We start from the raw sequence: 25,845 nt of genomic DNA, 5'->3' as shown, positions 1-25,845 counted from the left end.
TGATCTGGTTAAGCTTGCGATGGATGCCATTCTGACCAGCCGGCGCTTTTTGATAAACTGGGCAATCCCGAAATCACTTTCAATATTCCTTTGAAAATCCCGCTGTGAAGATCAATAAGCTCCAGGATCTCGCCACCTTCGTCGCCACCGCCGAGCAGGGCAGCCTGTCCGCCGCGGCAAGAATGCTCGACATCTCCCCCGCCGTCGCCAGCGCCAGTCTGAAGCGCCTCGAGGCCGACCTCGGCGTCGCGCTCTTCATCCGCAGCACCCGCAGCATGCGCCTGACCCTGGCGGGCGAGCGCCTGCTCGGGCGCAGCAAGGCTTTGCTGGACGGCCTGCGCGAAGTGGAAGACGAGGTGCGCGCCGGTCAGGACGCCATCGCAGGGCAGTTGCAGATCTCGATGCCGTCCGACCTCGGCCGCCATGTGGTGCTGCCCTGGCTGAACGAGTTCCAGGCGCGCTACCCGGGCATCAAGCTGCGCCTGCAGCTGACCGACCGCCTGGCCAACATCTACCGCGAGCCGGTCGACATCGCGCTGCGTTTCGGCGTGCAGCCGGAGTCCAGCATGGTGGCGCTGCCGCTGCTGGCCGAGAACCGGCGCGTGCTGTGCGCCTCGCCTGCCTATCTGGCGCGGCGCGGCGTGCCGGCCTCCCCGCATGAGCTGGAAGGCCATAACTGCCTGTGCTTCATGCTGGACGAAAGCGTCAACGACCGTTGGCGCTTCCGCAAGGGAGACGAAGAGGTCGAGATCGCGGTGCAGGGCGACCGCCTGGCCGACGATTCGGAGGTGGTGCGGCGCTGGTCGCTGGCGGGACTCGGCATCTGCTACCGCTCGCGCATCGACGTGCACGCCGACCTGGCCAGCGGCCGCCTGCGCCTGATCCTGCCGGAGTGGGAGGGCGTGAATGCGCCGCTGACCATGCTGGTGGCGAATCGCAAGCAGGTGTCGCCGGCGGTGCGGGTGCTGCGCGAATTCCTGGTGGCGCGCTGCAAGACGCTGCTGGGCGCCTGAAGACGCCACCACAGGACGCGACTACAAGGCTTCCAGCGCCAGTGCGATGCCCTGCCCGCCGCCGATGCACAGCGTGACGACGCCGCGCCGTGCGAGGCCGCGCCGCATCGCGTGCAGCAGGCGCACCGTCAGAACTGCCCCGGTGGCGCCGATCGGGTGCCCATGTGCGAGCGCCCCGCCGTCGACATTGATCACCTCTTCCGGCAAGGACAGCTTGCGGGCGACGGCAATCGGCACCGCGGCGAAGGCTTCGTTGATCTCGTAGCGATCGACGTCGCCGACGCCCCAGCCGGCGCGCTCCAGCGCTTTACGCACGGCCGGCACCGGTCCCAGGCCGAACATGCCGGGTTCGACTGCCGCCACGCCTGACGCGACCAGACGCGCCAGCGGCTGCAGGCCGAGACGCTCCGCTTCCGCCCGATCGGTCACGATCATTGCGGCGGCGCCGCTGTTCAGTCCCGGCGCGTTACCGGCGGTGATGGTGCCGTCGGGACGGAAGGCCGGCTTGAGCCTGGCCAGCGCCTCGGCGGTGGTGTCGGGGCGATTGGCCTCGTCGGTGTCGAATACTTCCACACCCTTGCGGCCGCGGATCTCGACGCCAACGATCTCGTCCCTGAATGCGCCGGCCGCCTTGGCCGCGGCGAAGCGCTGCTGCGAGCGCTCCGCCCAGCGGTCCTGGGCAAGGCGGCTGATGTCGGCTTCCTTCACCATGTCTTCCGTATGCCAGCCCGAGTGCTTGCCCGAGAAGGCGTCGTTCAGGCCATCGTGCAGCAGGCTGTCGTAGGCCTGGATGTCGCCCATCCGTGCACCCCAGCGCGCCTGCGGCATCAGGTAAGGCGCCTGGTCCATGTTCTCCATGCCGCCGGCCAGCACGATGCGGGATTCTCCTGCCAGGATCTCGTGCGCGGCCGAGACGATCGCCTGGGCGCCCGAGCCGCAGACGCGGTTCAGGGTCATTGCCGGTACGCTGACAGGCAGGCCGCCGTGGATGCTTGCCTGGCGCGCGGGGTTCATGCGGTTGCCCGCCTGGACCACGTTACCCATCAGGACCGAATCGACCTGCTCGGGCTGGAGCCCGGCGCGTTCGAGCGTGGCGCGCACCACGGCCGCGCCCAGCTCGACGGCCGGTACGGTTTTCAAGGACCCATTGAAGGCGCCGATGGCGGTACGCACCGGTGCACACAAGACGATCTCACGGGAAGACATGACCACTCCTTTCAGGTTGAGGACAACACAAATAGGAGTATATACACTTATTTCGGGTTCGATCGCGGCGCGGTCGATTGCATGGCCGCGGGGCTTATTCTTCTTCGGTATCCGGATCGACGATGCCAATGGCGACGACGGCGCTCAGCACCTCGCGCAAGTCCTTGGCGCGCGATGCGCCAAAGCGCTCCTCGAAGCCCTGCTGGGCCTTGCGCCACAGCGGCAGTGCGGCCTTGACTTTGAGCTTGCCGGCCGGGCTGAGCGAAATCACGCGCTCGCGCCGGTCCTGCTCGCTGGGGCCCGTCTGCACCAGGCCGTCGCGCTCGAGAGGCTTCAGATTCCGGGTGAGCGTGGTGCGGTCCATGACCAGTTCACGCGCCATCTGGTTGACGGTCATCGGCCCGAGGTGCGAGAGCTTGAACAGGATCGAGAACTGGGTCACGCGCAGCCCTGCTTCGCCCAAGGCCTGGTCGTAGGCGGCGGTGATGGTGCGCGACGCCTGCCGCAAGGCCAGGCAGTTGCAGATCAAGTCGGTCGGTTTGGCGTGGGCGTTCATGGTGACGGCAGTATATACCGGCCTTCCGGCGGCGTTTGCCGACACAGGCTAGAATACCTGCATATACACCCAAATCGGCACAGGAGGCAGCATGGATGCACAGGCGACGATCGATCAATGGCAGCAGGAGCTGGACGCGGTACGTGCGCGCGCGCAGGACAACGGCGCGCAGGCCGGCGTGGTCCCCTTCGCACAGGCACGTGAGATGACGGGCCTGGACATCATGCAGGCCCTGCTCGAAGGCCGCTTCCCCTATCCGCCGATCGCCGAAACGCTGGATTTCTTCCTGGTGAAGGTCGAACGCGGCCAGGCCACCTTCCAGGGCACGCCGCAAATGAAACACCTGAACCCGATGGGCACCGTGCACGGCGGCTGGTACGCCACCCTGCTCGACTCGGCGGTCGGCTGCGCGGTGCAGACCATGCTGGCGCCCGGCCAGGGCTACACGACGGCGGAACTGAGCGTGAACCTGGTGCGCGGCGCACGCCTGGATGGCGGGCCGCTGCGCGCGATCGGCACGGTCCTGCACTGCGGCCGCCAGCTGGCCACGGCCGAGGGAAAAATCGTCGATGCGCAGGGCCGGCTGATCGCCCATGCGACCACTACCTGCCTCGTCTTCGAGACGAAGGCCAGCTAATCAGCTGACCGCCGGCTCCAGCAGGGTCAGCGTCTGCCGCTCGGTATCGAGCGTGGCGCGCACGCCGACCGGCATCGTGAACTGGTTGCGGATGTGGCCGAAGGAGTAGCCGGTCACCGCCGGCACGTGCAGCGGCTGCAAGTGCACGTCGAGGGTCTCGTCGAGACTTAAAGACGAACCGTTGCCCTGCGGGCCGCAGTTCTCACAGATGCCGATCATGACGCCGGCCGCCTTGTCCAGGCCGACGGCCAGGTCGAGCTGGGTCATCCAGCGGTCGATCCGGTAGGGTTCTTCGTTGACCTCTTCGATGAACAGCAGGCTGTCCCTGAAATCCGCCGCATAGGGCGTGCCGGCCAGCGCGGCCACCAGCGACAGGTTGCCGCCCATGAGCGGACCGGTCGCCGTGCCGCCGTGCACGGTGCGCACCGCGTAGTGCGGTTCCAGCGCGGCGCGACGGGCATTTTCCGGCGCCATCGGAATCGTGTAGGTCGCGCGTGGGTCGCTCAGCACCGCCAGCATGTGCTCGTTCGAATACTCGGACGGCGTGCTCGATGCCACCGGGCCGTGGAAGGTCACGACGCCGGCATGGCGGTGGATGGCCAGGTGCAGGGCCGTGATGTCCGAGTAGCCGAGCAGGATCTTCGGGTGCTTGCGGATCAGTTCGAAGTCCAGGTGCTTCAGCAGCGAGATGCAGCCGGAACCGCCGCGGATCGCCCAGATGGCCTTCACTTCCGGGTCGCGGAACATGCCGTGCAGGTCGGCGATGCGGGCCGCGACGGTGCCGCCGTAATTGCCCCAGACCTCGCGCAGGTAGTTGCCCGGCTTGACGCGGAAGCCCAGCGCCTCGATGTTTTTCACGGCCTTCTGAATCGAGGCGTCGCTGGTGTAGCCGCCGGGCGCAATCAGGCCGACCATATCGCCTTTCTTGAGGCGTGGAGGTTTGATCAGGTGTGTCATGGAAGATGAGCGCGGGCGTTTGGCCGCGGCGCTGGAGAATGAGGCCGGCAGCAGCAGCGATGCAGCCGCCAGCTTGCCGAAACCGCGCCTGCTGATTCTGCTATTGCTCGACATGTCCGCGAAAGTCCAGGTTAAACAATGAAAAACGGCCCGTGGGCCAGGGAGACGAACTCCCCGGTCGACGGGCCGCAGCTGGCAATACCGATCAGAAGAACTTGTGGTTCACCATCAGCGTGAACGAACGGCCACGCGGGTCGGCCACACGCGGCTCCCAGGTGCTGCCCGCACCCGAGTTGCTGTCGTAGGTGATCGCGAACGGCGGATCCTTGTCGAGCAGGTTCTTGATGCCGGCCGTGATCGACGTGCCCGGCACGCCGGTGTAGGTCAGCGACAGGTGGAAGATCGAGTACGGCTTGACGTCCGGATCGAGGTCGGCCGGCTTGACCACACCGTTGGCCACGCCCGGCAGCACCTGGTCCTTGTAGCCTGCACGGTAGACGTTGGTCAGCGTGGTGCTCCAGTCGCCCTGCTTGTAGGTCACGAAGGCGGTGTGCTTCCACTTCAGGCCCAGATCGCCGGTGAACAGGAACTTGCCGATTTCGCTAGGACCGAAATCGCTGGTCGTGGTGGCGCGCGATTTCTTCTCCAGCAGGCGGGTGCCGTCGATGCTAGCGGTCCAGGTGCCCAGACCCAGCTTGCCGTTGGTGCGGGCGCCCAGTTCCAGACCGCGGGTGATGCGCTCACCGGCGTTGACCCAGCGCTGGTCGACGGCGATCAGGTTGCCGGATGCGTCACGCAGGAACTGGTCCTTGAACAGGCCGTAGTTCGCGGTCATGGTCGCCAGCGTGAACGAGTCGATGGTGTTCTGCTTGCGGATTTCCCACAGGTCGGCATTCATCGAGAAGTTATCCAGCGGCTGCCAGACCACGCCCAGGGTACCCTGCTTGGCGGTCTCCGGACCCAGGGTAGTTTTGCCACCCGTCAAAATCACCGGGGTGATCGATTCGCAGCCCGGCTTGGTGCTATCGACCTTCAGGGTCGGGCACTTGGCCGGATCGGCCAGGTCCTTGCCGGCGTACTGCGACTCGGTCACGCCGTTGAACAGCTGGTTGAACGACGGTGCGCGGAAGCCGGTGTTGTACGAACCACGGAACATCAGTGCGTCGATCGGCTGGAAGCGGAACGAGTACTTCGGGTTGAAGGTGTTGCCGAAGCCCGAATAATGGTCCTGGCGGCCGGCAATGTTCAGCTCGAACGACTTGGTGACCGGAATCAGGAATTCGAAGTACACGGCCTTGACGTCGCGGTGCTTTTCGTTCAGCGCGTTCTGGTCGTCGAAGGGCGCGTTCAGGATGGCCGGACGGGCTGCGGCTGCGCGGCCGTCGCCGTTGAACTCATAGCCTTCGCGGCGCAGGTCGGTACCGATCGCGGCCATGACGGCGCCGGCCGGCAGGTTGAAGATTTCGCCCGACAGCGCGGCGTCGGCCTGCGTCAGGGTGGTCTTGCCGCCGTACATGGTGACGCCTTCGGCCGAGGTGCTGTTGATCAGGTCGATCGCGGCCTGGCTCTGCTTCTCGCCCGGCAGCAGGAAGGGGTTGATGATGCCGGTGCCCAGCGCATTGGCCAGGGCGACGGTGTAGTTATAACCCTTGCCCAGGTGCGATTCGGCTTCGCTGTAGGCCTTCGACGCGCCGATGCGGTAGTCGAAGCGGCGGCCGAACAGGGTCAGCGGACCATCGGCGCCGACTTGCAGGCGGCCTGCCTTGCTTTCGGTCTCGATCTCGCGGTTGCCGCACTCCATGCAGCGCCAGCGGTAGGCGATCGGCGCACCGTAGTTGGCGGCGATGCTCGGGAACACCTTGACCAGCTCGTTGTACACCATGTTATAGGCGGAGCCGGTGCTCGGGTAGAACGAGCTGTACGGGAAGTTGGTGGTCGACGGCGAAATCTGGTTCGGCGAGAAGCTCTTCTTCGAGGTCACTTGCGAACCGACCAGTTCGGCGAACAGCTGATGCTCGCCGCGCTGGATGGTCAGGCGCGCCAGGCCGTTGTTGCTGGTCACCGGCTGCTGCAGGACGGCCGCACGGCCCGTGTCCCATGCGCAGCCGTAGGCGGCGCCCGGGGTATCCCACAGTTTCTCGTCATAGGCCTGCATGCCGTCGATGCTGTTGCAGCCTTTGCCGCCCGGCAGGTCGAGGATGCTGATGCCGTTGTACAGCTGGGTGCCGCCCGGCAGCGCCACGCCGCTGGCGTTGGTGCCCAGCAGGGTCTTGCCGTACGAAGTCGGCGAGACGCCGAACACGTTCGCGAAAGGCGCGCCACGGGTGTCGACCGACACGCCGCGGTTCGGCTGGAAGGTCTGGACGAAGTCGCGCTGGTTGCCTTTCAGGGCATTGTTCTCGGCGCGCGCGCCGGTCGCCAGCAGGTTCCAGCCATCCTTCTCGAGGTCGCCCCAGCCGCCGGTCAGGGAGGCGCGCGCGATGTTCGAGCCGCCGTGCTGGGTGGCGTCTTCGAAGACGTTGGCTTCCAGGCCGTGGTAATTCTTCTTGGTGATGAAGTTGATCACGCCGCCGATCGCGTCGGTACCGTAGATCGCGGAAGCGCCGTCCTTCAGCACTTCGACGCGCTCGACCGCCGCGAACGGGATGGCGTTCAAGTCGACAGCCGAACCCTTCATGCCGTAGGTCGCCACGCGGCGGCCGTTCAGCAGGACCAGGGTCGAGTCGGCGCCCTGGCCGCGCAGGTTGGCGCTCGAGGCGCCGTTGTTGCCGCGCTGGGCGCCGGTGGTGACGTCGGAGTTCGACGCCAGGTTATCGGAACCGTTACCGTTGACGTTCAGGTTGGCGATCAGCTGCTCGGCGGTGACGATGCCCTGGTCTTCCATCTGCTTGCGGCTGATGATTTCCAGCGGCAGTGCGCCTTCCTTGGCGATGCGCTTGATGCTACTACCGGTGATTTCGACGCGTTGGATCGGTGCCGCCGGTTGCGCTTCCTGTGCGATGGCCGGGCTGACGATGCCGATCAGGGCAATCATCTGTGCTAACTTCTTTAACTTCACGCGTCTCTCCTTGGTAGTGCCGCGACGTTTGTCTTGGGGATAGTTGTTACTGTCAAGTAATGTCTTTGCATTACGTTATTATTAATTTCGAGGGTACGCGGACGTATTTGCGCGTTCCAATGAAAAATCCGGAATCGAGTATAACTACAGGGAATGTTTGGCTAGGGAAAAACTAGCCAAATCTCTCATTTCACTCGGGTAGCCCGTGCTCTTTCCGCAACATCGACGTCCAGATAACGCCATTGCGTGAATTCCACGGGGTGGCGTTTGTAGTTTTTCAGCCACGGTTGGCGGATATCGGCGGATAACACATGGGTCAGCGGCACCCAAGGGTTATAGGCGTGGATCAGCTGGTTCATCTCGAAATACAGCTTCTGGCGCTCGGGGCTGTCCTGCAGGGTGCGCGCTTTTTCATAGCGCTCGTTATAGGCCGGCAGGTTGAAGCGTGCGTAATTGGCGCGGCCCGCGTTGGGGCCGTACAGCAGCTGGTAGAAATTGTCGCCGTCGGGGAAGTCGGCCACCCAGTTACTCTCGAACATCTGCACCTTGCCGAGGCGCGAGGCCTTGATGATCTCGGGCTTCTTGTCCGACTTGAACACCACGCGCAGGCCGATCGCATTCAGGCATTTTCTCCACAGCTCGTCGCGCAGGCGGCCGCCGACGGTCGCTTCGCTGCTCATGACCAGGGTCAGCGGCTCGCCGTTCGGCTGGCGCCGGAAGCCATCCTCGTCGCGCTTGCTGTAGCCGTAGCGGTCCAGCAGCGCGTTGGCCAGCGCGGGGTCGTAGGCCACCGGGCTGTGGTAATTCGGGTCATAGCCGAGCACGCCCGCCGGCAGCGGCGAATTGGCCTTCATGGCAAAGCCCTTCTTCAGCAGGGCAATGTCCTCGGCATTGTTATAACTCAGCGAGATAGCCCGGCGCAGCGCCACCTTGTCCTTGCCATAGCCGCCGATGACCGGGTCCTGCATGTTCATCCACATGTAGTAGGTCTGCAGCACCGGGAAGCGGTACAGCTGCATGCCGCGCGCCGTCAGCTCGGGTTTCAGCTTGCCGTCCCGGATGACCATGTCGGTCATCGATTCCGGCACCTGCTCCATATAGTCGTACTCGCCGTTCAGGAAGCCCAGCATGCGGCCCTGGAATTCCTCGGCGATCTTGACCTCGACCTTGTCCACGCGCGGCAGGCGCTGGTCCTCGAGGCTGGCGGCCAGGGCCTTGTCGCCGGCATCGTTGTCGGCGCCCAGGCTGGCGTGGAACACGGCGCTGGACTCCGGGTTTTTCAGCAGCACGATGCGGTCGCTGTGTTTCCAGTCGCCGATCATGAAGGGGCCGGTGCCGACCGGGTGGTTGCCGGCCTGGCCCGGATAGGCTTCCATCACCTCGCGCGCGACCACCGAGGCGGCCGGCATCGCCATGTAGAACAGGAAGTTGTTGTCCGGCTCTTTTAAACGGATGCGCAGGGTGTAGCGGTCGACCGCCTGCAGGCCCGGGATCTCGGTGGCGTAACTGAATTGCTTCTTCAGCGCTTCGTCGCCGACCAGCTTGCCGTCGAAGATATAGCCGAAGGGCGAGTGCAGGCTCGGGTCGTACAGGCGCTTGAAGCTGTACACGTAATCCTGGGCCGTGACTTCGCGTTTTTTATCCTTGAAGGCAGGATCCGGCGTGAAATAGATGCCGGGACGGATCTTGAAGGTGTAGCTGCGGCCGCCGTCCTCCACCGTCGGCAGGCCCGTCGCCGTGTTCCCCTGCAGTTTCACGGGGCGCGCCAGGTAATCGTAGCGCAGCAAGGGATCGAACAGGTTTTCCAGCAGCGACAGCGTGGCCAGGTCCGAGCCGACCGCCGGATCGAGGCCGGCTTCGCTGGTCGACAGGAACATGTGCAGGACCTTCGGTTCCGCGGCCTGGGCCGGCTGGGCGGGCAGATGCAGCAGGGAGAACGCCAGCGCGGCGGTGGCGAGGGAAGGGAGTTTCGGCATGGCGGCTATCATAGGCCGAGCGCTTAGCGACAAGCAATACATAACTTTTTTACATAGCCCCGGCGCATTCTTTCATCATGGCAGCTTGCACTGCGCCTATACTCTCCGCTGCACAATCGAGCGCACGCTCGCCCTGACTACATCACATGGCTCTGAATTACATCTGGATCGGCTTTTTCCTGGTTGGCTTCGTTGCGGCGCTGGCCCAGTGGATCTTCCTTGGAGATACCGAGATCTTCAAGCGCATCATCGACGGCACCTTCGATTCCGCCAAGATGGGCGTGATGGACATCGCCCTGCCGCTGGCCGGCGTGATGACCCTGTGGCTGGGCATCATGAACATCGGCGAAAAGGCCGGCGCGGTGGGCTGGCTGGCGAAGGTGATTTCTCCCTTCTTCTCGCGCATCTTCCCGGAAGTGCCGAAGGACCACCCGGCCACCGGCCACATGGTGATGAATTTCTCGGCCAACCTGCTGGGCCTGGACAATGCCGCCACCCCCTTCGGCCTGAAGGCGATGGAAAGCCTGCAGACCCTGAATCCGCAAAAGGACACGGCCAGCAACGCCCAGATCATGTTCCTGGTGCTGCACACCTCGGGCCTGACCCTGATCCCGCTGGCGATCATGGCCCAGCGCGCCATCCTCGGCGCCAGAGACCCTTCGGACATCTTCATCCCCTGCATGATTGCGACCTATGTCGCCACCGTCACCGGCATCATCGCCGTCAGCATCCGCCAGCGCATCAACCTGCTCAACGGCGTTGTGCTGAGCTGGCTGGGCGGGATGACGGCGGCCATCGTCGCCTTCATCTGGTACATCACGACTTACCTGAGCAAGCCGGAAATCGAGACCTTTTCCAAGGTCGCCAGCAACCTGATCCTGTTCACCATCATTGTCGTCTTCATCGTCGGCGCGGTGCGCAAGGGCGTGAACGTGTACGAGGCCTTCATCGAGGGTGCGAAGGGCGGCATCCAGACCTCCCTGACCATCATCCCCTACCTGGTCGGCATGCTGGTGGCCATCTCCGTGATCCGCAATTCCGGCGTGCTGGGCTTCGTGGTGCAGGGGCTGGAGTGGCTGATCCGCCTGGCCGGCATCGACACCGCCTTCACCCCCGCGCTGCCGACCGCGCTGATGAAGCCGCTGTCCGGCAGCGGCTCGAAGGCGATGATGATCGACGCCATGAAGACCTACGGCGTGGATTCCTTCGTCGGACGCCTGGCCTGCATCTTCCAGGGCTCGGCCGACACCACCTTCTACATCGTCGCCCTGTACTTCGGTTCGGTCGGCGTGAAAAAGACCCGTTACGCCATCTCCTGCGGCCTGATCGCGGACCTGGCCGGCATCATCGCCGCCATCTCGGTGGCCTACGTGTTCTTCGGATAATTTTTACTAAAGGACCAGCATGTTCCGTCTTCGCTCGCTCGCCCTCGCCGCCACGCTCTGCGCTACTGCATTCGCCCACGCCCAGCTGCCGGAACCGGTCGCCCAGGCGCTGCGCACGACCGGCATCGCGGAAGACGCCGTCAGCATGCTGGTGCTGCGCGACGACCAGACCGTGCTGTCCCATCTGGCCGACCGTCCCATGCAGCCGGCCTCGACAATGAAACTGGTGAGCACCCTGGTCGGCCTGGAGACCCTGGGCCCCGTGTTCCGCAGCCGCACCGAGCTGCGCACCACCGGCGAACTGCAGGGCGAAACCCTGAAGGGCGACCTGGTGCTGCGCGGCGGCGCCGACGCCGACCTGTCCGGCGAAGCGCTGGAAAACATGCTGCGCAGCCTGCGCTACCAGGGCATCCGCAAGATCCAGGGCCACCTGGTCATCGACCGCCAGCTGTTCAATCCGACGCGCGCCGACCTCGGCGCGCCGCCCTTCGACGAGTCGCCGGAAGCGTATTACAACGTCATTCCCGACGCGGCGATGATCAACAAGAACATGCTGCAGCTGGACCTGCGCTCGACCGGCTCGCACCTGAAAGTGCAGATGCAGCCCGAGCTGCAGGACGTGACGATCGCGCACGACATGAAACTGATCGACGCCAACTGCGAGAACTGGGAGAGCGGCTGGAAGCTGCCGGAAGCCGTGCCGCAAAAGGACGGCGGCATCAAGGTGATGCTGCACGGGACCTTCCCGAAGAACTGCAACCAGAGCTATTCGATCAATATCGTCGACCGCCAGGAGTACGTGGACCGCCTGTTCCGCGCCACCTGGAAGCGCCTCGGCGGCAGTATTTCCGACACCACCATCGAAGGCGCGACGCCGCCGGGATCGCGCCAGCTGGCGGCCCACCTGTCGCGCACGCTGCCGGAAGTCGTCCGCGACACCAACAAGCCCTCCGACAACCTGCTGGCGCGCCTGATCTTCCTGAGCCTGGGCGCGCTCGAAGCCGACCCGGCCCTCGGCAGCCGCCCGCAGGCCGGCAGCGCCGAGACCACTTTCTCGCGCAGCGACGCCGCCGTGCGCAACTGGATGCGCGCCCACGGCATCAACGACAGCGGCCTGGTGCTGGAAAACGGTTCCGGCCTGTCGCGCACGGAACGGATCACCCCGGTGCAAATGGGCGGCCTGCTGCAGGCCGGCCTGCGCAGCCCCTGGGCGCCCGAATTCCAGTCCAGCATGCCGATCGTCGCCGTCGACGGCACCATGCGCCGCCGCCTGCACGGCAGCCCGGCGGCCGGCCGCGCGCGCATGAAGACCGGCACCCTCAGCAACGTAGTCGCCCTGGCCGGCTACGTGCCGGACGCCACCGGCAAACAGCTGGTGGTGGTGGCCATGGTCAACAGCAACCTGGCCGGCAACGGCCGCGGCCGCGCCGTGGTCGACAGCCTGGTCGACTGGGTGACCCGCCTGGGCGGCCCTGCCCTGCCCCTGCTGGCCATACCGGGACAGGCCGCGCCCAACCAGGTGACGCCGGGACCGCAGCCGAGCCCGCAGGGCGTGCTGCCGACCCCGCCGGCCCAGCCCGCGCAGCCGCTGCAGCCGGCCCAGCCGCAAGCCCTGCCCCAGCAAGGCGCCCTGCCCGTCCAGCCTGCCGAAGCGGGCCGATGAGCGAGCCCGAGCACGCAGCCGGCATCCGCATCCGCCGCTTCACGGCCCGCGAGTGGCCGGCCTACCGCGCCCTGCGCCTGCGTTCGCTGGCCGACGCGCCCAAGGCCTTCGGCAGCAGTCATGCCGCCGAGGAAGCCTGGGCGCACGAGCTCTGGATGGCGCGCCTGACCGCGGCCGAGGTCTCCGGCCGCGATTGTCCGCTGGTGGCTGAATCGACAGCCCCGGACGGCGCCATGCTCGGCCTGGTCTGGGCCAAGTGCGATGCTGAAGACGCCGGCATCGTCAACCTGTTCCAGATGTGGGTCGCGCCGGAAGCACGCGGCCGCGGCGTGGCCTCTGCCCTGGTGGATGAAGCGGTGACTTGGGCACGCTCTGTCAAAGCCCGCCTCGTCCAGCTAGGCGTAGTGACCGACAACCAGGCCGCAATCCAGCTCTACCAGCGCAAAGGCTTCGCCCATATCGGCACGCCCGAGCCGATCCGCCCGGGCTCACCGCTGCTCGAGCAGACCATGCACCTGCAGCTCGTGCACTAAACCCTCACGGCACTGAACTCGGCTTTGCCGCACCGGGCGCACTACCCGGCTGCGCAGCAGTCGTCGCTGTTGCCGCGCCGGTCGCGGTGCTGGCCTGCGCGTTCGTACCCGGTTCCAGCCAGGGCGTGCCCGCCAGGTTCGGTTTCGCTTCCACCAGCGAGACATTGGCGCCGGTGCCCTCGCGGATGGAACGCACCACGTCCATCATTGTCGACTCGGTGAATTTTTCCGGCGTACCCAGGAAGACGCTGCCCAGGCGCCGCGGCCATTGCATGATGCCGCCTTCGGGCTTGGTGAACACGGCATACATGTCGAGGTGATAGCCGTTCTTGTAGGGGAACAGGCAGGCGACCAGGTTCATGTCCTCGGTGCCGCGCACGCGCGGCGTCGCCTTGGCGGTCCAGGACGCGCCGTCGCAGCTGGGCCCCTTGGCCACCGGAGAACCCGGCGGCGCGCTGGTCGGATCGGCGATCTTGAAGTGGCCGGGCAAGTCGGTCGCCTCGACCCCGGGCGGCGTCGCCACCACCGCATCCTTGACGTTGCGGTTGATGCCGTCCGTGGCCGCCTTGGCGACCGTCGGCGCGGGGACGTCGGTCTTGATATCGAAGACCCGGTAGTACTCCACCGTGGTACTGCGCGAAGCCAGCGGATTGCTGCCGCTCTCGGTGCTGCATCCTGCCAGCGTGGCTGTCGCGGCGGCCACCGCGCATGCCATCTTCAATCCTCTCATCTCGCCTCCCTGTCATTGGATGTATGTGGAGGCTTCGATTTTCGCGCTCGCTCATGCAGGACGCATGAGTTAGCTCAAGCGTGCGCGGGAACCTCTAGGATCAAAGTACGCGGCGGAAGGTCTGGCGCACCAGGTTGCGGTCGCCGCAATCGAAGTGCCACCACTCGGTGTTGATGCCGACAAAGCCGGCCTGGAACATGGCTTCGCGCAGCAGGCGGCGGTTCGCCACCTGTCCTTCGCTCAGGGCGCCGGTTTGCAGGAAACCTTCTTCCAGCTTCGGGTGCGAGAGTTCGGTCATGTCGTCGAAGCCGGTGCCCATATCGAGCTCGCGGCCGTCTTCGTCGAGGATGGTGATGTCGAGCGCCATGCCGTAGGAGTGGATCGAGCCGCGCTCCGGATTGGCGAGATACATCTGCAGGCCGGTGCCCTCCAGGGCATCCCACAGCTGCTGCTGCACGCGCTGCGGGCGCAGGGCGTCGAGGATCAGGGCGGTGCAGCCGGGACGCCGTGCGGCCAGCCAGGCCACCACGCGTTCGAGCGCGGCGGCGGCATCGACGTGCAGCCAGGCGCAGTCGTAGGGCGAATACAGGTCGCGGCCGATGAAATTATGGGGTGTGGCGTAGCGCAGGTCGACGGCGATGCCGGCGATGGTGGAGAGGTGACGGAACTCGGGATCGCCGGCGATGTCCTCACTGGCGACCGTCAAGGGACCGGTGTTGCTCATGAACTTCCTTTACCTTTGTCTAATAACGCACGCGCAGTCGCGCCGATGCAGTTGGCCAGCTCGCGCGCCCCATGCGACAGCGGCGCATGGCTGGCCGTCAGCAGGTAGAGCTGGACCGGAATCGCCGGCGCCCACTGGCGGCACTGCACCTTGTCGCGCGCCGCCGATGCCGCCGTGAACGGATCGAGCACCGCGCTGCCGGCACCCGCCTCGACCAGCGAGCGGGCGATCTGGTAGGTCTGCACCACGGTGTGGAACACCGGATGCACGTCCTGGGCTTCGCAGGCTGCCACCACCATCTCGCCGAGCGGGTCGCGGTCGGCCATGCCGATCAATTCTCCTTTGAGGCCGCTGGGCGTCATCGGTTCACGGCATTCTTCCTCGGACCAGGTGCCCTTCGGCGCCATCACCATCAGGTTGCCCGAGGCGATAGGCTCGGCTTCGATGCCGGGGTGGCGCGGGTCCTGCAGCGACAGCGCCAGGTCGGCCTCGCCCAGGCGCAGCGCGTTCACGATCTCGCTGGTGTGGAAGGTGGCCAGTTCGCACCGGGTCTGGGAAAAATCGCGGCGCCAGTCCGTCAGGGCCGCCGGCAGCACGCTGATGGCGATGGTCGGCGTCGAGATCAGGCGCACGGTCTCGCCGGCGCGGTTCTTCAGGCTGGCGGCGAGGCGGCGGATACCCTGCAAGTCGCGGTTCAATTTCTCCGTCTCGGCGAACAGGCGGTGCGCTTCCGGCTTCGGATACAGCTTGCCGCGCACGCGTTCGAACAGCGGCATGCCCAGCTGCAGCTCGGCATGCTGCAGCACCTTGGTCACGGCCGGCTGCGAGATGTGGAGAACCTGGGCGGCACCGCTGATGGTGCCGACCTGCATGATGGCGTGGAAAACTTCGATATGGCGCAGGCGCATCGCTTCATCCCTTCAAGGTGAAAGGAGAAGGATACGTAAAACTGGCGCTGCCGGAAAGCATCAATGCTGGACTTTTGCTGGCGGTGTTGCGGGAACGGCAGCCGGATCGACCACGGCCGGGGCCGGCACCGGCTCTGCGGGCGGGGCCACCGGCGCCGTGATCACCGGCGGTACCGGCACCGGCGGCAGCGGTCCCGTCGGGTTGGTCAGCGCTTCCAGCAGGGCGGCAGTTTCGACGTCCGGCATGCCGTCGATGTTGGCAGGACGGTATTTCATCTGGAAGGCCGACAGCACGGTGCGGGTCTGCTCGTCCAGGTTGCCGGACTGGACCAGGCCATAGCCCCAGGTGGCCAGCTTCTTCTGGTACCAGGCCACGTCCGGCAGCTGGGTCTGGAAGATCGGCGTCACGACGGCGACGCGGGCGGCGTCCGGCCACACGACCAGGCCGGCGTCGGCGAACTGCTTCCACGGGAACATCGGACCCGGGTCCTGCTTGCGCAGCGGGGCGATGTCGCTGTGGCCGAGCACGTTTTCGGGCGCGATGTGGTGGCGCGTGACGATGTCGCGCACCAGCGGGATGATGGCGTCGATCTGCGATTGCGGGAAAGGCGCGTAGACGCGGCCGTTCGGCGTGTCCTTCCAGCCCGCGTTGACGATCTCGATGCCGATCGAGCTGTTGTTCAGCTGGGTGTAGTTCTTCCAGCTCGAGTTGCCGGCATGCCAGGCGGCGTTGTTCTCGTCGACCAGGTTGTAGATGACCGGCTTGGCATCGTCGGTGACCATGTAGTGGGCGCTCACCTGCTGCTCGGTCAGAGTCTTCAGCGACGACGCGCGGTCGCCGACGGTGTAGTGCAGCACCAGGAAGCGGGAGCGCGAGCTCTGGCCCTTGGCCGTATAGGTCTTGTCGTATTGCGGGCCGGTGGCGCAGCCTGCCAGCAGGGCGATCAGGAGGGTGGCGGCAAGGGTCTTCATGGGTGGTCGTCTCGTCGAGTGTTCAGTAATTATTATTATGCCGCAGGGCTGGCCGGCGGCTCGAGCGCCATGCGCGCCGCCGCGTAGTGGGCGCCGCCCGAGGTCTGGCTGAATTCCAGTCCGGCCGGCAGCAGGTCGCGCATTGCCGCCACGATGGACGGGTGCAGCTCGGCGGCGCGGCCCGACACCGCCACCGGGCGCGGCCCGAAGCGGCTGATCAGGGCCCGCGCCAGGCGCGCCAGCTCGCGGCCAGCGTTGCGCAGGATGGTGCTGGCGGCCGGGTCCTGGTCGGCGGTGGCGGCCACGGCCAGCGCCAGCTTGCCGACGGCGCCGCGTTCCTGGCCATAGATGAACTGGCGAGAGTATGCCCAGTCGTCGCCGCCGACGTAATCGAACACGGCCTGCGCCATCTTCGAGGCGCGCCAGGCGCCGGGACGCTCGTCCTCAAGGCGCCAGATGTGGCGCAGCGCCTCTTTCGCGATCCAGAAGCCGCCGCCGCCATCGTCCAGCACCACGCCGCGGCCGCCGGCCCGGTGGAAAGTGCCGTCAGCATCGATGAAGGCGCCGATCGAGCCGGTGCCGGCGTAGACCAGGTAGCCCTCGCCCGGCGCAAAGCTGGCGCGGTAGGCGATTTCCATGTCGCTGCAGAAGTGGATGTCGGTCGCCTGCATGTGCAGCAGCTCGGCCAGCCAGCGCTGCAGCTGTTCGCTGTCGCCGCCGAAGCCGGTCAGGCCGGCCTGGACGCGCGTCGGCATGCCATGCGGCAGCACGTTCGTGGCGAGCTCGGCGAAGGTGGCGCGCACGGCGTCGCGGCCGTGCGGCGTGCCCATCTGCAGGGCGGACAGTCCCGCCACCGTGCCCTCGGCCAGGATGCCGCCACCCGGCACGGCAAGCGCCCAGCGGGTCTGGGTGCCGCCGGCGTCGATGCCGAGGCCGAGCGCGGGGGTGGAGGAAGATTCAGGTTGGATCATGGTCGAAGCGAAGTGTACGCCCCCCGAGCCCATGCACGCGAATGAAAGGGGCGCGTATGCGCATGACTAAAGGTTATGACGGTCCTGGGTTCGATATCGAACCGAAGCAGCCGGCAAGGCAGGGTAAGTTGAACAATCCGGGCTGGACCTTCACATTTCGAGGCGAACTTCATGCAAAAACACAAAGCGGCAATAGTGGGCGGCCTGATTGCAGGCGTGGTGACGACAGGCTTCATGATTGCGGGCCGCAAGAGCGGTGCGCTGACCAAGACGCTCGATCGCGACGCCGTCGACTGGATCGATGCGAAGACCGGCTCGCGCGCACTCATCGGCGACACGGGCACCAGCCTCGTCGAATTCGCAAATCACCTTGGCGCTTCGGCGGCTTTCGCCGCGGCCCTGCCGATGCTGCGGGAGCTGGCGCCGTCCCTGTCGCCGACGGCTCTCGGCACGCTATACGGTACTGCCTTGTATGCCATCAATATCGGCTGTATCGCTCCCGTACTGGGCATCACCGAAGGTGAGATCGAAGCTGGGCCGCGCAAGGCCACTGAGCGCTGGGCGGTCCACGTCATTCAGGCGGTGGTCTCCGCCGTCCTGGCCGAGCGCCTGGCTGGCGGCGAAAGCAACTGAAGGGTCGGCGCGCGATCAGGACTTTTTCCAGGCCTTGACGCGGGCACTCTCGTTCCCCAGACGGTCGACGCCGCTGACCACCACCAGATCCGCCGCCCCGAGCGTTGCATCGTCGGCAATCAGCCATTCGCTCAGGCCCGCCGGCACCACCGTGAACTTCCACTGCCCGCCAAAGCGCGACCACACCGCATACAGGGTGTTCTCCTTGCCCGCCGCCAGCTTCAGGCGCACGGCATTGCCCTTGCGGGTCGCCGCCACCGAAGGCGCTGCCGGCACCGCCTTGCCCAGCCATGGGGTGGACGGCACCAGCGCCGGCGTGGCGTAGGAGATGGTGCGCAGCTGGTCGCCGATGCCCTTGCGGTTCTCCATCAGCGCGACCATGCTGAAGTGGACGTGGCCGCCCGCGGTCGGGCGCGAGCGCGTGACGGCGATCTGCTCGATGATTTCCTGCGGCGGATAGTCCTTGGCCGGCGGCGCGATGCCGATGCGGCTGGTGTACAGGCCCGGCCAGATGTGGCGGCCCAGGGTGTTCTGCCCGATCCAGTAGTCGAGCAGCTGGTCGTAAGCCTGGCCCGGCTGCTTGAGCGACCAGTAGAGCTGCGGCGTGAAGTAATCGAGCCAGCCGTTCTGCAGCCAGGTCTCGGCGTCCGCGTACAGCTTGTCGTACTGCGAGAAACCGGTGATGCCGGGCGGGCGGCGGTCCGGGCGGCCCAGGCCGAAGGGGCTGATGCCGAAGCGCACCCAGCTCTTTTCCTTGTGGATGCCCTCGTACATGGCCTGGATCAGGTGGTTCACGTTCTGGCGGCGCCAGGAGGCGCGGTCCAGTTTTCCGCCCGTGGCCAGGTAGCGCTGCCAGGACGGCTCGTCCGGGAAGTCGAGTTCCGCCTTGGCGGCCTTGCCGGTCAGCGCGGTCTCGTTGCCGGCCGTGGCGTTGGGCGCCTCGATCGGGTAAGGATAAAAATAATCGTCGATGTGCACGCCGTCGATGTCATAGCGGCGCACCACGTCCATCACCACGTCCAGGGTCTGCTTGACGGCGGATTCCTCGCCCGGGTCCATCCACTCGAATTTGCCGTAGGTTTTGACGGCGGCCGGGTTGGTGCGGGTGATGTGGTTGGGCGCGGCCGGCGATTTCGCGATGTTGTGGCGCGCACGGTAAGGGTTGAACCAGGCGTGCAGTTCGAGCCCGCGCGCGTGCGCCTGCGTGACCCAGAATTTCAGCGGGTCGTACCAGGGCTGCGGCGGCTTGCCCTGGGCGCCGGTCAGGTACTCGGACCACGGTTCGATCTGCGAAGCGTAAATGGCGTCGGCCGACGGGCGCACCTGCAGCACGATGGCGTTCAGGTTCATCGCCTTGGCGCGGTCGAGGATGGCGATGGCTTCCGCCTGCTGCTGGGCGGCGTTCAGGTTCTGCTTGCTGGGCCAGTCGATGTTGGCGACGGTCGAGACCCAGACGGCACGGAATTCGCGCGGCGCGGGCGGCGGCGTGTCTCCACCGCCGGCGCCGGCCGTGGCGATCGTGCCGGCGCCCGGGGTTGTGGTACAGGCCGAGAACAGGCCGCTCAGCGCCAGCGCGCCGGCGACTCCCGCAAGCGCGAACGCGCGTCGTTGTTGATTAGCTTGCACCACCACTCCTTCTTAAACTTTGACGAACCACTTCTTGCGCCACATGGCCCAGGCCACCGCGAACATCAGGGCGTTGAACAGCACCGCATGCAGCAGCGAGGTGTTCACGGGCCCGATCGGCAGCGCGGCAAGCGGCGCATACAGGGTCTTGCCCAGCGAACGCAGGCTGCCGTCCGGCTGGGTGAACTTGATAAAGCCGAACATCTTGGCCAGGAATCCCGACAGCGCGAAGATGAACAGCGCATTCATGCCATAGATGATGAAGGGCTTGCTCCAGCGCGCCGCAGCCTCGCGCACGGCATTGTAGGGGTTCACGTCCAGCAGCCAGTAAAAGGCGGAAAACACGATCAGGGCCCAGCCCGTCATCAGGAAGCAATAGGACGGGGTCCACAGGCTCTTGTTTATTGGCATCAGAATGGTATCGAAAATCACGCCGATCCAGACGCACAGCAGGCCGGCCAGCAGCATCCAGACGGTCTGCTCGGCGCGGTTCACATTGGTCGCCAGCCAGCGCCCGGCCAGCACGCCGAACAGCTGGCTGCACAGGGCCGGCAGGGTCGAGACCAGGCCTTCGGGATCCCAGGTTTTACTTTGCACCCACAGGTGCTTGCCCAGCAGGGAACGGTCGATCCAGGCGCCGAAGTCCTGGCCCGGCTCCAGCACGCCGGCGCCGATGCCGGGCACCGGCACCAGCAGCATCAGCACGCTGTACAGGGTCAGCAGCGCGGCGATGATGGCCAGCTGCATGCGCCAGCCGCAATACACGACAATGGGCGCGGCCAGCAAGGTGCACAGGGCAATCCGCTGCAGCACCCCGGGAATGCGTACCTTCTCGACGTTAAAGTAGGGCATGAAGTTGAGCAGGAAGCCGATCAGGAAGATCAGCGCGGCGCGCTTGGCCAGTTTCATCAGCAGCCTGGGCTTGTCGGCGCCCGCAGCGGCCAGGCGGCCCAAGGACAGCGCCATGGCGACGCCGCCGATGAAGAGGAAGAAAGGGAAGATGCAGTCGGTGAAGGTCCAGCCGTTCCACTTGGCGTGTTCGAGCTGGGAGTACAGGTTGCCCCAGTCGCCAGGGTTATTGACCAGCACCATTGCCGCGATCGTGAAGCCGCGGAAGGCGTCGAGCGAAGCCAGGCGGCTGCTTGTGTCGCGCATCTTGGTGGTATCCCCTTATTTCTTCCCGAATTCCGGATCGATCTTTACCAGCGCCGCCATCGCGAAAGCCGGAATCGTTGCGATGCACACCCAGATGAAGAAGTGCTGGTACCCCAGCATCTCCTGCAGCTTCCCGCTCCACATGCCCGGCACCATCATCCCCAGCGCCATCAGGCCGGTGCAGATCGCGTAGTGCGCGGTTTTATATGGGCCCTCGCAGACCATGATCATGTACATCAGCATGGCGGTGAAGCCGAAGCCGTAGCCGAACTGCTCGATCGCCAGGAAGCCGGAAATGACGCCGAAATTCTGTGGCTGCGTCGAGGACAAATAGACGAAGACCAGGTCCGGCAGGTGCACCGCGGCCACCATCAGCCACAGGCAGCGCTTCAGTCCGAGGCGCGAGATCAGCCAGCCGCCGGCCAGGCCGCCGATGGTCAGGGCGATGATGCCGATGGTGCCGTAGGCGGTGCCGTATTGCGCGGTTGTGAGCCCCAGGCCGCCCTTCTCGACCGGGTCCTTCAGGAAGGGCGCGACGAGTTTCAGCAGCTGGGACTCGCCCAGGCGGAAGGTCAGAATGAAACCGAGGATCAGCCAGATATCGCGCTTGCCGAAGAAGCTGCCGAAGGTAGCCAGAAAGGCGCGCAGCGGGTTGGTGCCTGGCGCCGCCGGCTGGTCGGCTTCGGGCCGCGGCAGCACCGCCTGGTGCCAGGCGAACAGCGCGAAGAACAAACCGGCCAATACGAAGAACACGATGGCCCAGGCCTGGTGCACATCGTTCAGCGACACCGCCAGCGTGCCGGCCAAAATCACCAGCGGCCCCTGCCCCGCCAGCGTCGCGAGCCGATAGAAAGTGGAACGCACACCCACGTAGGCCGCCTGCTGCTGCGGGCGCATGCCGAGCATATAAAAGCCGTCGGCCGAGATGTCGTGGGTGGCGGAAGCGAAGGCCATGATCCACATGACGGCCAGGCTGACCATGAAGAAGGCGGGTAGATGCAGCGTCGCCCCAACCGCGCCCAGGCCGGCGGCCAGCACCAGCTGCAGGGCGACGGTCCAGCCGCGCTTGGAGCCGAACATGTCGACCAGCGGCGACCACAGCGGCTTGATCACCCAGGGCAGATACAACAGGCTGGTGTAGAAGGCGATGTCGGTGTTGGAGATCCCCATGTCCTTGTACATGACGACCGACAGGTTGTTGGCGACGATGTAGGGAATGGCCTGGCCGAAGTACAGGGAGGGCACCCACAGCCACGGGTTCTTTGCTTGCGATGTCTGCATAACTCTTTCGTGATCCCAGGCCGGCGGCGCGCCCCGCCGCGTGCTTCAGCCGCCCAGCTTCAGCTGGCGAGAGCGTCGCGCACGCTGCCGTTGGCGCTGTCCAGCAAGGCGCGGGCCTGCTCGACCTGGATTTTCTTGGACAAGGCCACGATCGCAACCTTGACGTGGAAGCCGCACTGCTCCAGCACCTGGCGCGCCGATTCGTCGTCGGCGCCCGTCGCGAAGGTGGTCAGGCGGATCGCCCGGCGCACCAGCTTGGCGTTGGTCGCCTTCAAGTCTACCATCAGGTTGCCATAAACCTTGTTCAAACGCACCATCAGGGCGCTCGAGAAAGAATTCAGCGCGATCTTCTGCGAGGTGCCGGCCTTCAGGCGGGTGCTGCCCGAAATGGCTTCCGGACCGGTGTCCAGGGTGACGCCGATTTCGGCCTCGGTGGCGACCGGCGCGTCCGGGTTGTTGGCGAAGCCGACGGTCAGGGCGCCGGCGGCGCGTGCCGCGCGCAGGGCGCCCAGCACGTAGGGCGTGCCACCGGATGCCGCGATACACAGAACCACGTCGTCCTTGCCCACGTTCACGCTCTGCAGGTCGGCCGCGCCCTGGTCGATATCGTCCTCGGCGCCTTCGACGGCGACGAACATGGCGTCCGTGCCGCCGGCCAGCAGGGCCACCGCACGGCCATGCGGCCAGGAAAAGGTGGGATAGAGTTCGACGCTGTCCAGCACGCCGAGGCGGCCGGAGGTGCCGGCGCCGACATAGATCAGGCGTCCGCCCGCTTCCATGCGCGGCAGCGCAGCCGTGACGGCGGCGGCGATGCGCGGCGCGGCGGCGCGTACCGCCTCCACGGCCTTGAACTGGTCATCGACCAGCACGTTCACCAGCTCGGTGGTGGGGTATTGGTCCAGGGAAGCGTGTTGCGAGGCGGGGGTTTCGGTGTTCAGCATAATAAAACCAGTGTAATACCAATCACAACAGCCTGCCATGAAAGGATCGGCCGTTATCATTCCGAAAAGTTATGCACAGGCGCGGCCTATTCATTGGCAGGGCTTGCGGCGACTCCGTATGCTGGAAATGATAAGACAAGGAGACGGAATGAATCACGGCAGACGCACTATGCTTGGCATGGCTTTATTGGGCATGATCGATCCGCTGATGGCGGCCACGCCGGCGTCCGGACGCGCATCCTCTTCCGCCATGCCGGCCGCGCTGAAGGCGAAACTCGACCAGGAACTGGCTGCGATCGCGGCGAATCCTGCCTGCGAACTGGCCAGCCTGTCGGTGCTGGCGATCCGCGACGGCCGCATCGCCTACGAGGGCCAGTTCGGCCAGCGTTATATCGGTATTGGCGGTGTCGGCAGCAAGCCGGTGGATTCGCATACCCTGTTCCGCATCGCCTCGATCTCGAAGATGATGACCACGCTCGGCCTGATGCGCCTGGTCGAGGCGGGCAAGGTCGACCTGGATGCGGACGTCTCGGGCTATCTCGGTTTCAGTCTGCGCAACCCGCACTTCCCGGACCAGCCTATCCTTCTGCGCCACCTGCTGAGCCACACCTCGTCCTTGCGCGACGAAGCCGGCTATTCCTGGGGCGTCGATACGGCGCTGAAGGACGTGCTGGTCCCCGGCAGCCGCCTGCACTTTGATGCCAAGATGTGGGCGGCGAACGCCGGTCCGGGCGCCTATTTCACTTACTGCAATCTCGGCTGGGGCGTGATCGGCACCATCATGGAAAAGGTGACGGGCGAGCGCTTCGACCGCCTGATGCGGCGCCTGCTGGTCGAGCCGCTGGGCCTGCACGCCGGCTACAACCCGTCCGAGCTGCCTTCGGGGGACGTCGCCAACATCGCGGCCCTGTACCGCAAGCGCACCGTCGATACCGAAGTCTGGGATGCGAACGGCCCCTGGATCGCCCAGGTCGACGACTACAGCAGCAAGCCGCCGTCTCCGCCGGCCGGCATCGAGCGCTACGTGATCGGCGCGAACGCCACGCCTTTCAGTCCGACCGGCGGCATGCGCATCTCGGCCCACGACATGGGCGTCATCATGCAGATGCTGATGAACGGCGGCGTCCACGAAGGAAAACGCATCCTGCGGCAGGCGAGCCTGGACCGGATGTTCGCGCGCCAGTGGACCTACGACGGCAAAGACGGCAACGGCGACAGCCTCGACGGCCTGTTCAATTGCTGGGGCCTGGGCAACGAGCAGTTTCCTGACGACCCTGCCACCCGCACCCGGCTGGTCGAGGGCGGCGGCTTTGCGGCGGTCGGCCACCTGGGCGACGCCTACGGTTTGATGTCCGTGTTCGCTGCCGATCTCAAGAACCGGAACGGCATGGTGGCGCTGGTGGGCGGCACTTCGACCGATCCGCTGGCCTATAAAGGAACGTATTCCTCGCTGGCCCGTTTCCAGGAACAGATCCTCACGGCGATGCATCGGCGCGCCATCCTGGTGCGTGCATGACTGGCGGTTATGCCTTCCTGCGCTACATTCATTAGCGAAAGCAGGGGCCAGCCCCTAAGCTCTCACGTATTGTCGAATAAAAATAGTGTGCGCGGATGCAAGAAATAATCGTGATCGGCGGGGGTGTTGTCGGACTGACCTCGGCCTGGTGGCTGCTCGAGGCGGGCCACAAGGTCACGCTGCTCGAACGTGCACCACAAGTGGGCACCGGCACCAGTTTCAGCAACGGCGGCCAGCTGAGCTACCGCTACGTCTCGCCGCTGGCCGACGCCGGCGTGCCGCTGAAAGCGCTGCAGTGGATGTTCCAGGAGTACGGCCCGCTGCGCTTCAAGCCCCAGTTCGACCTGCACCAATGGACCTGGCTGGCGGCCTTCCTGGCCAACTGCCGCGCCGACGCCAACCGCCAAACCACCCATAAGCTGCTGCAGCTGGGCGAACTGTCGCGCCGCGCGATGGCCCAGCTGGAACCGGTGGTGCCGCCCGAATCCTTCCAGTGGCGCGACGCCGGCAAGCTGGTGGTCTACCGCACCCGCAAGGCCTTCGACGCCGCCACCGCCAAATCCGATTCCTCCAGCACGACCCAGGTCTGGAGCGCGGCCGAATGCGTGGCCCGCGAGCCGGCGCTGGCCGCCATGGAGGACAAGCTGGAAGGCGGCATCTACAACGGCGGCGAAGCCGTGGCCGACTGCTACGCTTTCTGCGTGACCCTGGCCGAACGCATCGCCGCCCATCCTCGCTTCAGCGGCTTCCTGCACGCCGACGCACTGCGCTTCGTCAGCGCCGGCGACAAGATCACCGGCCTGCAGACCAGCACTGGCCTGGTGAAAGCGGACGCCTATGTGCTGGCAGCCGGCATGCAGAGCCGCGCGCTGGCGAAAAGCGCCGGCATCTCGCTGCCGATCTACCCGCTCAAGGGCTATAGCCTGACGGCGCCGATCCGCCCGGACGACGTGGCGCCGGAGATCAGCGTCACGGACTTCGAGCGCAAAGTGTTGTACGCACGCATCGGCGACAAGCTGCGCGTGGCGGCCATGGTCGACATGATGGGCGAAGACCTGAGCCTGGACGCCCGCCGCCTGGCCAGCCTGACGCGCCAGGTGCGCGAAACCATGCCCAACGCGGCCGACTACAACAGCGTCGTCCCCTGGGCCGGCCTGCGCCCCGCCACCCCGAACAGCGCCCCCATCGTCGGCCGCTCGCCCTACTCCAACCTGTGGCTCAACATCGGCCACGGCCCGCTCGGCTTCACCTTCGCCTGCGGCACCGCCACCGTACTTGCCGACCTGGTGCAGGGCAAAGCGCCGCCGTTCGCGCTGGACGGCCTGACCCTCCGCTAATTTTTTAAAATTCGGGGTCAGAGCACTTTTTGGCCTTAATTCGGGGTCAGAGCACTTTTTTGGGCAA

At 65.8% G+C, this 25,845-nt stretch carries 23 protein-coding genes; 9 read left to right on the top strand and 14 right to left on the bottom strand.

Features of this window, described 5'->3' with window-relative positions; translation table 11 throughout:
• Positions 1-104: 104 nt before the first annotated feature.
• The gene (locus tag AC07PE_RS17745) at positions 105-1,013 is read left to right on the top strand and encodes a LysR family transcriptional regulator (protein ID WP_498766801.1); all 909 of its coding nucleotides are present in this window, start codon (positions 105-107) and stop codon (positions 1,011-1,013) included.
• A gap of 21 nt (positions 1,014-1,034) precedes the next feature.
• Here the strand turns inward: AC07PE_RS17745 and AC07PE_RS17740 are convergent, their stop codons facing one another.
• Both AC07PE_RS17740 and AC07PE_RS17735 read right to left on the bottom strand, forming a co-directional pair.
• Positions 1,035-2,219 carry a thiolase family protein gene (locus tag AC07PE_RS17740; RefSeq protein ID WP_498766799.1) on the bottom strand — a complete coding sequence of 395 codons (1,185 nt, stop codon included), beginning with the start codon at positions 2,217-2,219 and terminating at the stop codon, positions 1,035-1,037.
• Between the two features lie 94 nt (positions 2,220-2,313).
• Positions 2,314-2,775 carry a MarR family winged helix-turn-helix transcriptional regulator gene (locus AC07PE_RS17735; protein WP_498766797.1) on the bottom strand — a complete coding sequence of 154 codons (462 nt, stop codon included), beginning with the start codon at positions 2,773-2,775 and terminating at the stop codon, positions 2,314-2,316.
• A 91-nt stretch (positions 2,776-2,866) separates the two neighbouring features.
• Here AC07PE_RS17735 and AC07PE_RS17730 point away from each other — a divergent pair, with 91 nt between their 5' ends.
• Positions 2,867-3,412: a PaaI family thioesterase gene (locus AC07PE_RS17730; protein WP_498766795.1), complete on the top strand. Its 546-nt coding sequence runs from the start codon at positions 2,867-2,869 to the stop codon at positions 3,410-3,412.
• Here the strand turns inward: AC07PE_RS17730 and AC07PE_RS17725 are convergent, their stop codons facing one another.
• Positions 3,413-4,369, bottom strand: a complete 957-nt coding sequence (locus tag AC07PE_RS17725) for a S66 peptidase family protein (protein ID WP_498766793.1) — start codon at positions 4,367-4,369, stop codon at positions 3,413-3,415.
• Here AC07PE_RS17725 and AC07PE_RS17720 point away from each other — a divergent pair.
• Complete coding sequence (locus AC07PE_RS17720) at positions 4,368-4,511, top strand: hypothetical protein (protein WP_498766791.1); 144 nt, start codon at positions 4,368-4,370, stop codon at positions 4,509-4,511. The genes AC07PE_RS17725 and AC07PE_RS17720 overlap by 2 nt on opposite strands.
• Before the next feature lie 63 nt (positions 4,512-4,574).
• Here AC07PE_RS17720 and AC07PE_RS17715 read toward each other — a convergent pair whose 3' ends face one another.
• Entirely contained in the window at positions 4,575-7,403 is a 2,829-nt protein-coding gene (locus tag AC07PE_RS17715) for a TonB-dependent receptor domain-containing protein (RefSeq protein WP_498766789.1), read from the bottom strand.
• A gap of 209 nt (positions 7,404-7,612) precedes the next feature.
• Entirely contained in the window at positions 7,613-9,403 is a 1,791-nt protein-coding gene (locus tag AC07PE_RS17710) for an ABC transporter substrate-binding protein (protein ID WP_498766787.1), read from the bottom strand.
• Between the two features lie 146 nt (positions 9,404-9,549).
• Here AC07PE_RS17710 and AC07PE_RS17705 point away from each other — a divergent pair, with 146 nt between their 5' ends.
• From AC07PE_RS17705 to AC07PE_RS17695, 3 genes are read left to right on the top strand one after another with little or no spacing between them, the layout of a single operon-like run.
• Positions 9,550-10,788 carry a nucleoside recognition domain-containing protein gene (locus AC07PE_RS17705; protein WP_498766785.1) on the top strand — a complete coding sequence of 413 codons (1,239 nt, stop codon included), beginning with the start codon at positions 9,550-9,552 and terminating at the stop codon, positions 10,786-10,788.
• 19 nt (positions 10,789-10,807) lie between these two features.
• Positions 10,808-12,451 (top strand): D-alanyl-D-alanine carboxypeptidase/D-alanyl-D-alanine endopeptidase, encoded by a 1,644-nt coding sequence (gene dacB / locus AC07PE_RS17700; protein WP_498766783.1) that lies wholly within the window; start codon positions 10,808-10,810, stop codon positions 12,449-12,451.
• Entirely contained in the window at positions 12,448-12,984 is a 537-nt protein-coding gene (locus AC07PE_RS17695; RefSeq protein WP_498766781.1) for a GNAT family N-acetyltransferase, read from the top strand. Before dacB ends, AC07PE_RS17695 begins: the two co-directional genes overlap by 4 nt.
• A gap of 4 nt (positions 12,985-12,988) precedes the next feature.
• On the opposite strand, the gene AC07PE_RS17690 is transcribed toward AC07PE_RS17695, so the two are convergent.
• The 5 genes from AC07PE_RS17690 to AC07PE_RS17670 all read right to left on the bottom strand — a co-directional run bounded on the left by AC07PE_RS17690 (position 12,989) and on the right by AC07PE_RS17670 (position 17,289).
• On the bottom strand, positions 12,989-13,714 hold the full coding sequence (locus tag AC07PE_RS17690; protein ID WP_498766779.1) for a hypothetical protein: 726 nt from the start codon (positions 13,712-13,714) through the stop codon (positions 12,989-12,991).
• Positions 13,715-13,814: 100 nt separating this feature from the next.
• Positions 13,815-14,438, bottom strand: coding sequence for a M15 family metallopeptidase (locus AC07PE_RS17685; protein ID WP_498766777.1), 624 nt, complete (start codon positions 14,436-14,438; stop codon positions 13,815-13,817).
• Positions 14,435-15,346 (bottom strand): LysR family transcriptional regulator, encoded by a 912-nt coding sequence (locus AC07PE_RS17680; RefSeq protein WP_498766775.1) that lies wholly within the window; start codon positions 15,344-15,346, stop codon positions 14,435-14,437. Before AC07PE_RS17680 ends, AC07PE_RS17685 begins: the two co-directional genes overlap by 4 nt.
• Positions 15,347-15,406: 60 nt before the next feature.
• Complete coding sequence (locus AC07PE_RS17675; protein WP_498766773.1) at positions 15,407-16,318, bottom strand: N-acetylmuramoyl-L-alanine amidase; 912 nt, start codon at positions 16,316-16,318, stop codon at positions 15,407-15,409.
• Between the two features lie 35 nt (positions 16,319-16,353).
• Positions 16,354-17,289 (bottom strand): N-acetylglucosamine kinase, encoded by a 936-nt coding sequence (locus AC07PE_RS17670; protein WP_498766771.1) that lies wholly within the window; start codon positions 17,287-17,289, stop codon positions 16,354-16,356.
• Positions 17,290-17,460: 171 nt separating this feature from the next.
• On the opposite strand from AC07PE_RS17670, the gene AC07PE_RS17665 reads away from it, so the two are divergent.
• Entirely contained in the window at positions 17,461-17,922 is a 462-nt protein-coding gene (locus AC07PE_RS17665; RefSeq protein WP_498766769.1) for a hypothetical protein, read from the top strand.
• A 15-nt stretch (positions 17,923-17,937) separates the two neighbouring features.
• On the opposite strand, the gene AC07PE_RS17660 is transcribed toward AC07PE_RS17665, so the two are convergent.
• The 4 genes from AC07PE_RS17660 to murQ are packed head-to-tail and all read right to left on the bottom strand — an operon-like array spanning position 17,938 to position 22,925.
• The gene (locus AC07PE_RS17660; protein ID WP_498766767.1) at positions 17,938-19,554 is read right to left on the bottom strand and encodes a glycoside hydrolase family 10-like protein; all 1,617 of its coding nucleotides are present in this window, start codon (positions 19,552-19,554) and stop codon (positions 17,938-17,940) included.
• A 6-nt stretch (positions 19,555-19,560) separates the two neighbouring features.
• Positions 19,561-20,703, bottom strand: coding sequence for an acyltransferase family protein (locus AC07PE_RS17655; RefSeq protein ID WP_498766765.1), 1,143 nt, complete (start codon positions 20,701-20,703; stop codon positions 19,561-19,563).
• A gap of 15 nt (positions 20,704-20,718) precedes the next feature.
• On the bottom strand, positions 20,719-21,984 hold the full coding sequence (locus AC07PE_RS17650; protein WP_498766763.1) for an MFS transporter: 1,266 nt from the start codon (positions 21,982-21,984) through the stop codon (positions 20,719-20,721).
• Positions 21,985-22,043: 59 nt separating this feature from the next.
• Positions 22,044-22,925, bottom strand: a complete 882-nt coding sequence (gene murQ / locus AC07PE_RS17645; RefSeq protein ID WP_498766761.1) for an N-acetylmuramic acid 6-phosphate etherase — start codon at positions 22,923-22,925, stop codon at positions 22,044-22,046.
• Positions 22,926-23,073: 148 nt separating this feature from the next.
• Here murQ and AC07PE_RS17640 point away from each other — a divergent pair, with 148 nt between their 5' ends.
• Complete coding sequence (locus tag AC07PE_RS17640; RefSeq protein WP_498766759.1) at positions 23,074-24,441, top strand: serine hydrolase domain-containing protein; 1,368 nt, start codon at positions 23,074-23,076, stop codon at positions 24,439-24,441.
• Between the two features lie 95 nt (positions 24,442-24,536).
• Positions 24,537-25,778: a D-amino acid dehydrogenase gene (locus AC07PE_RS17635; protein WP_498766757.1), complete on the top strand. Its 1,242-nt coding sequence runs from the start codon at positions 24,537-24,539 to the stop codon at positions 25,776-25,778.
• Positions 25,779-25,845: the final 67 nt, after the last annotated feature.

The organism is Telluria sp. GW821-FHT07G12, from assembly GCF_059418525.1.
Note: the sequence above shows the minus strand (reverse complement) of the source record. Positions and strands in the feature narration are given on the sequence as shown.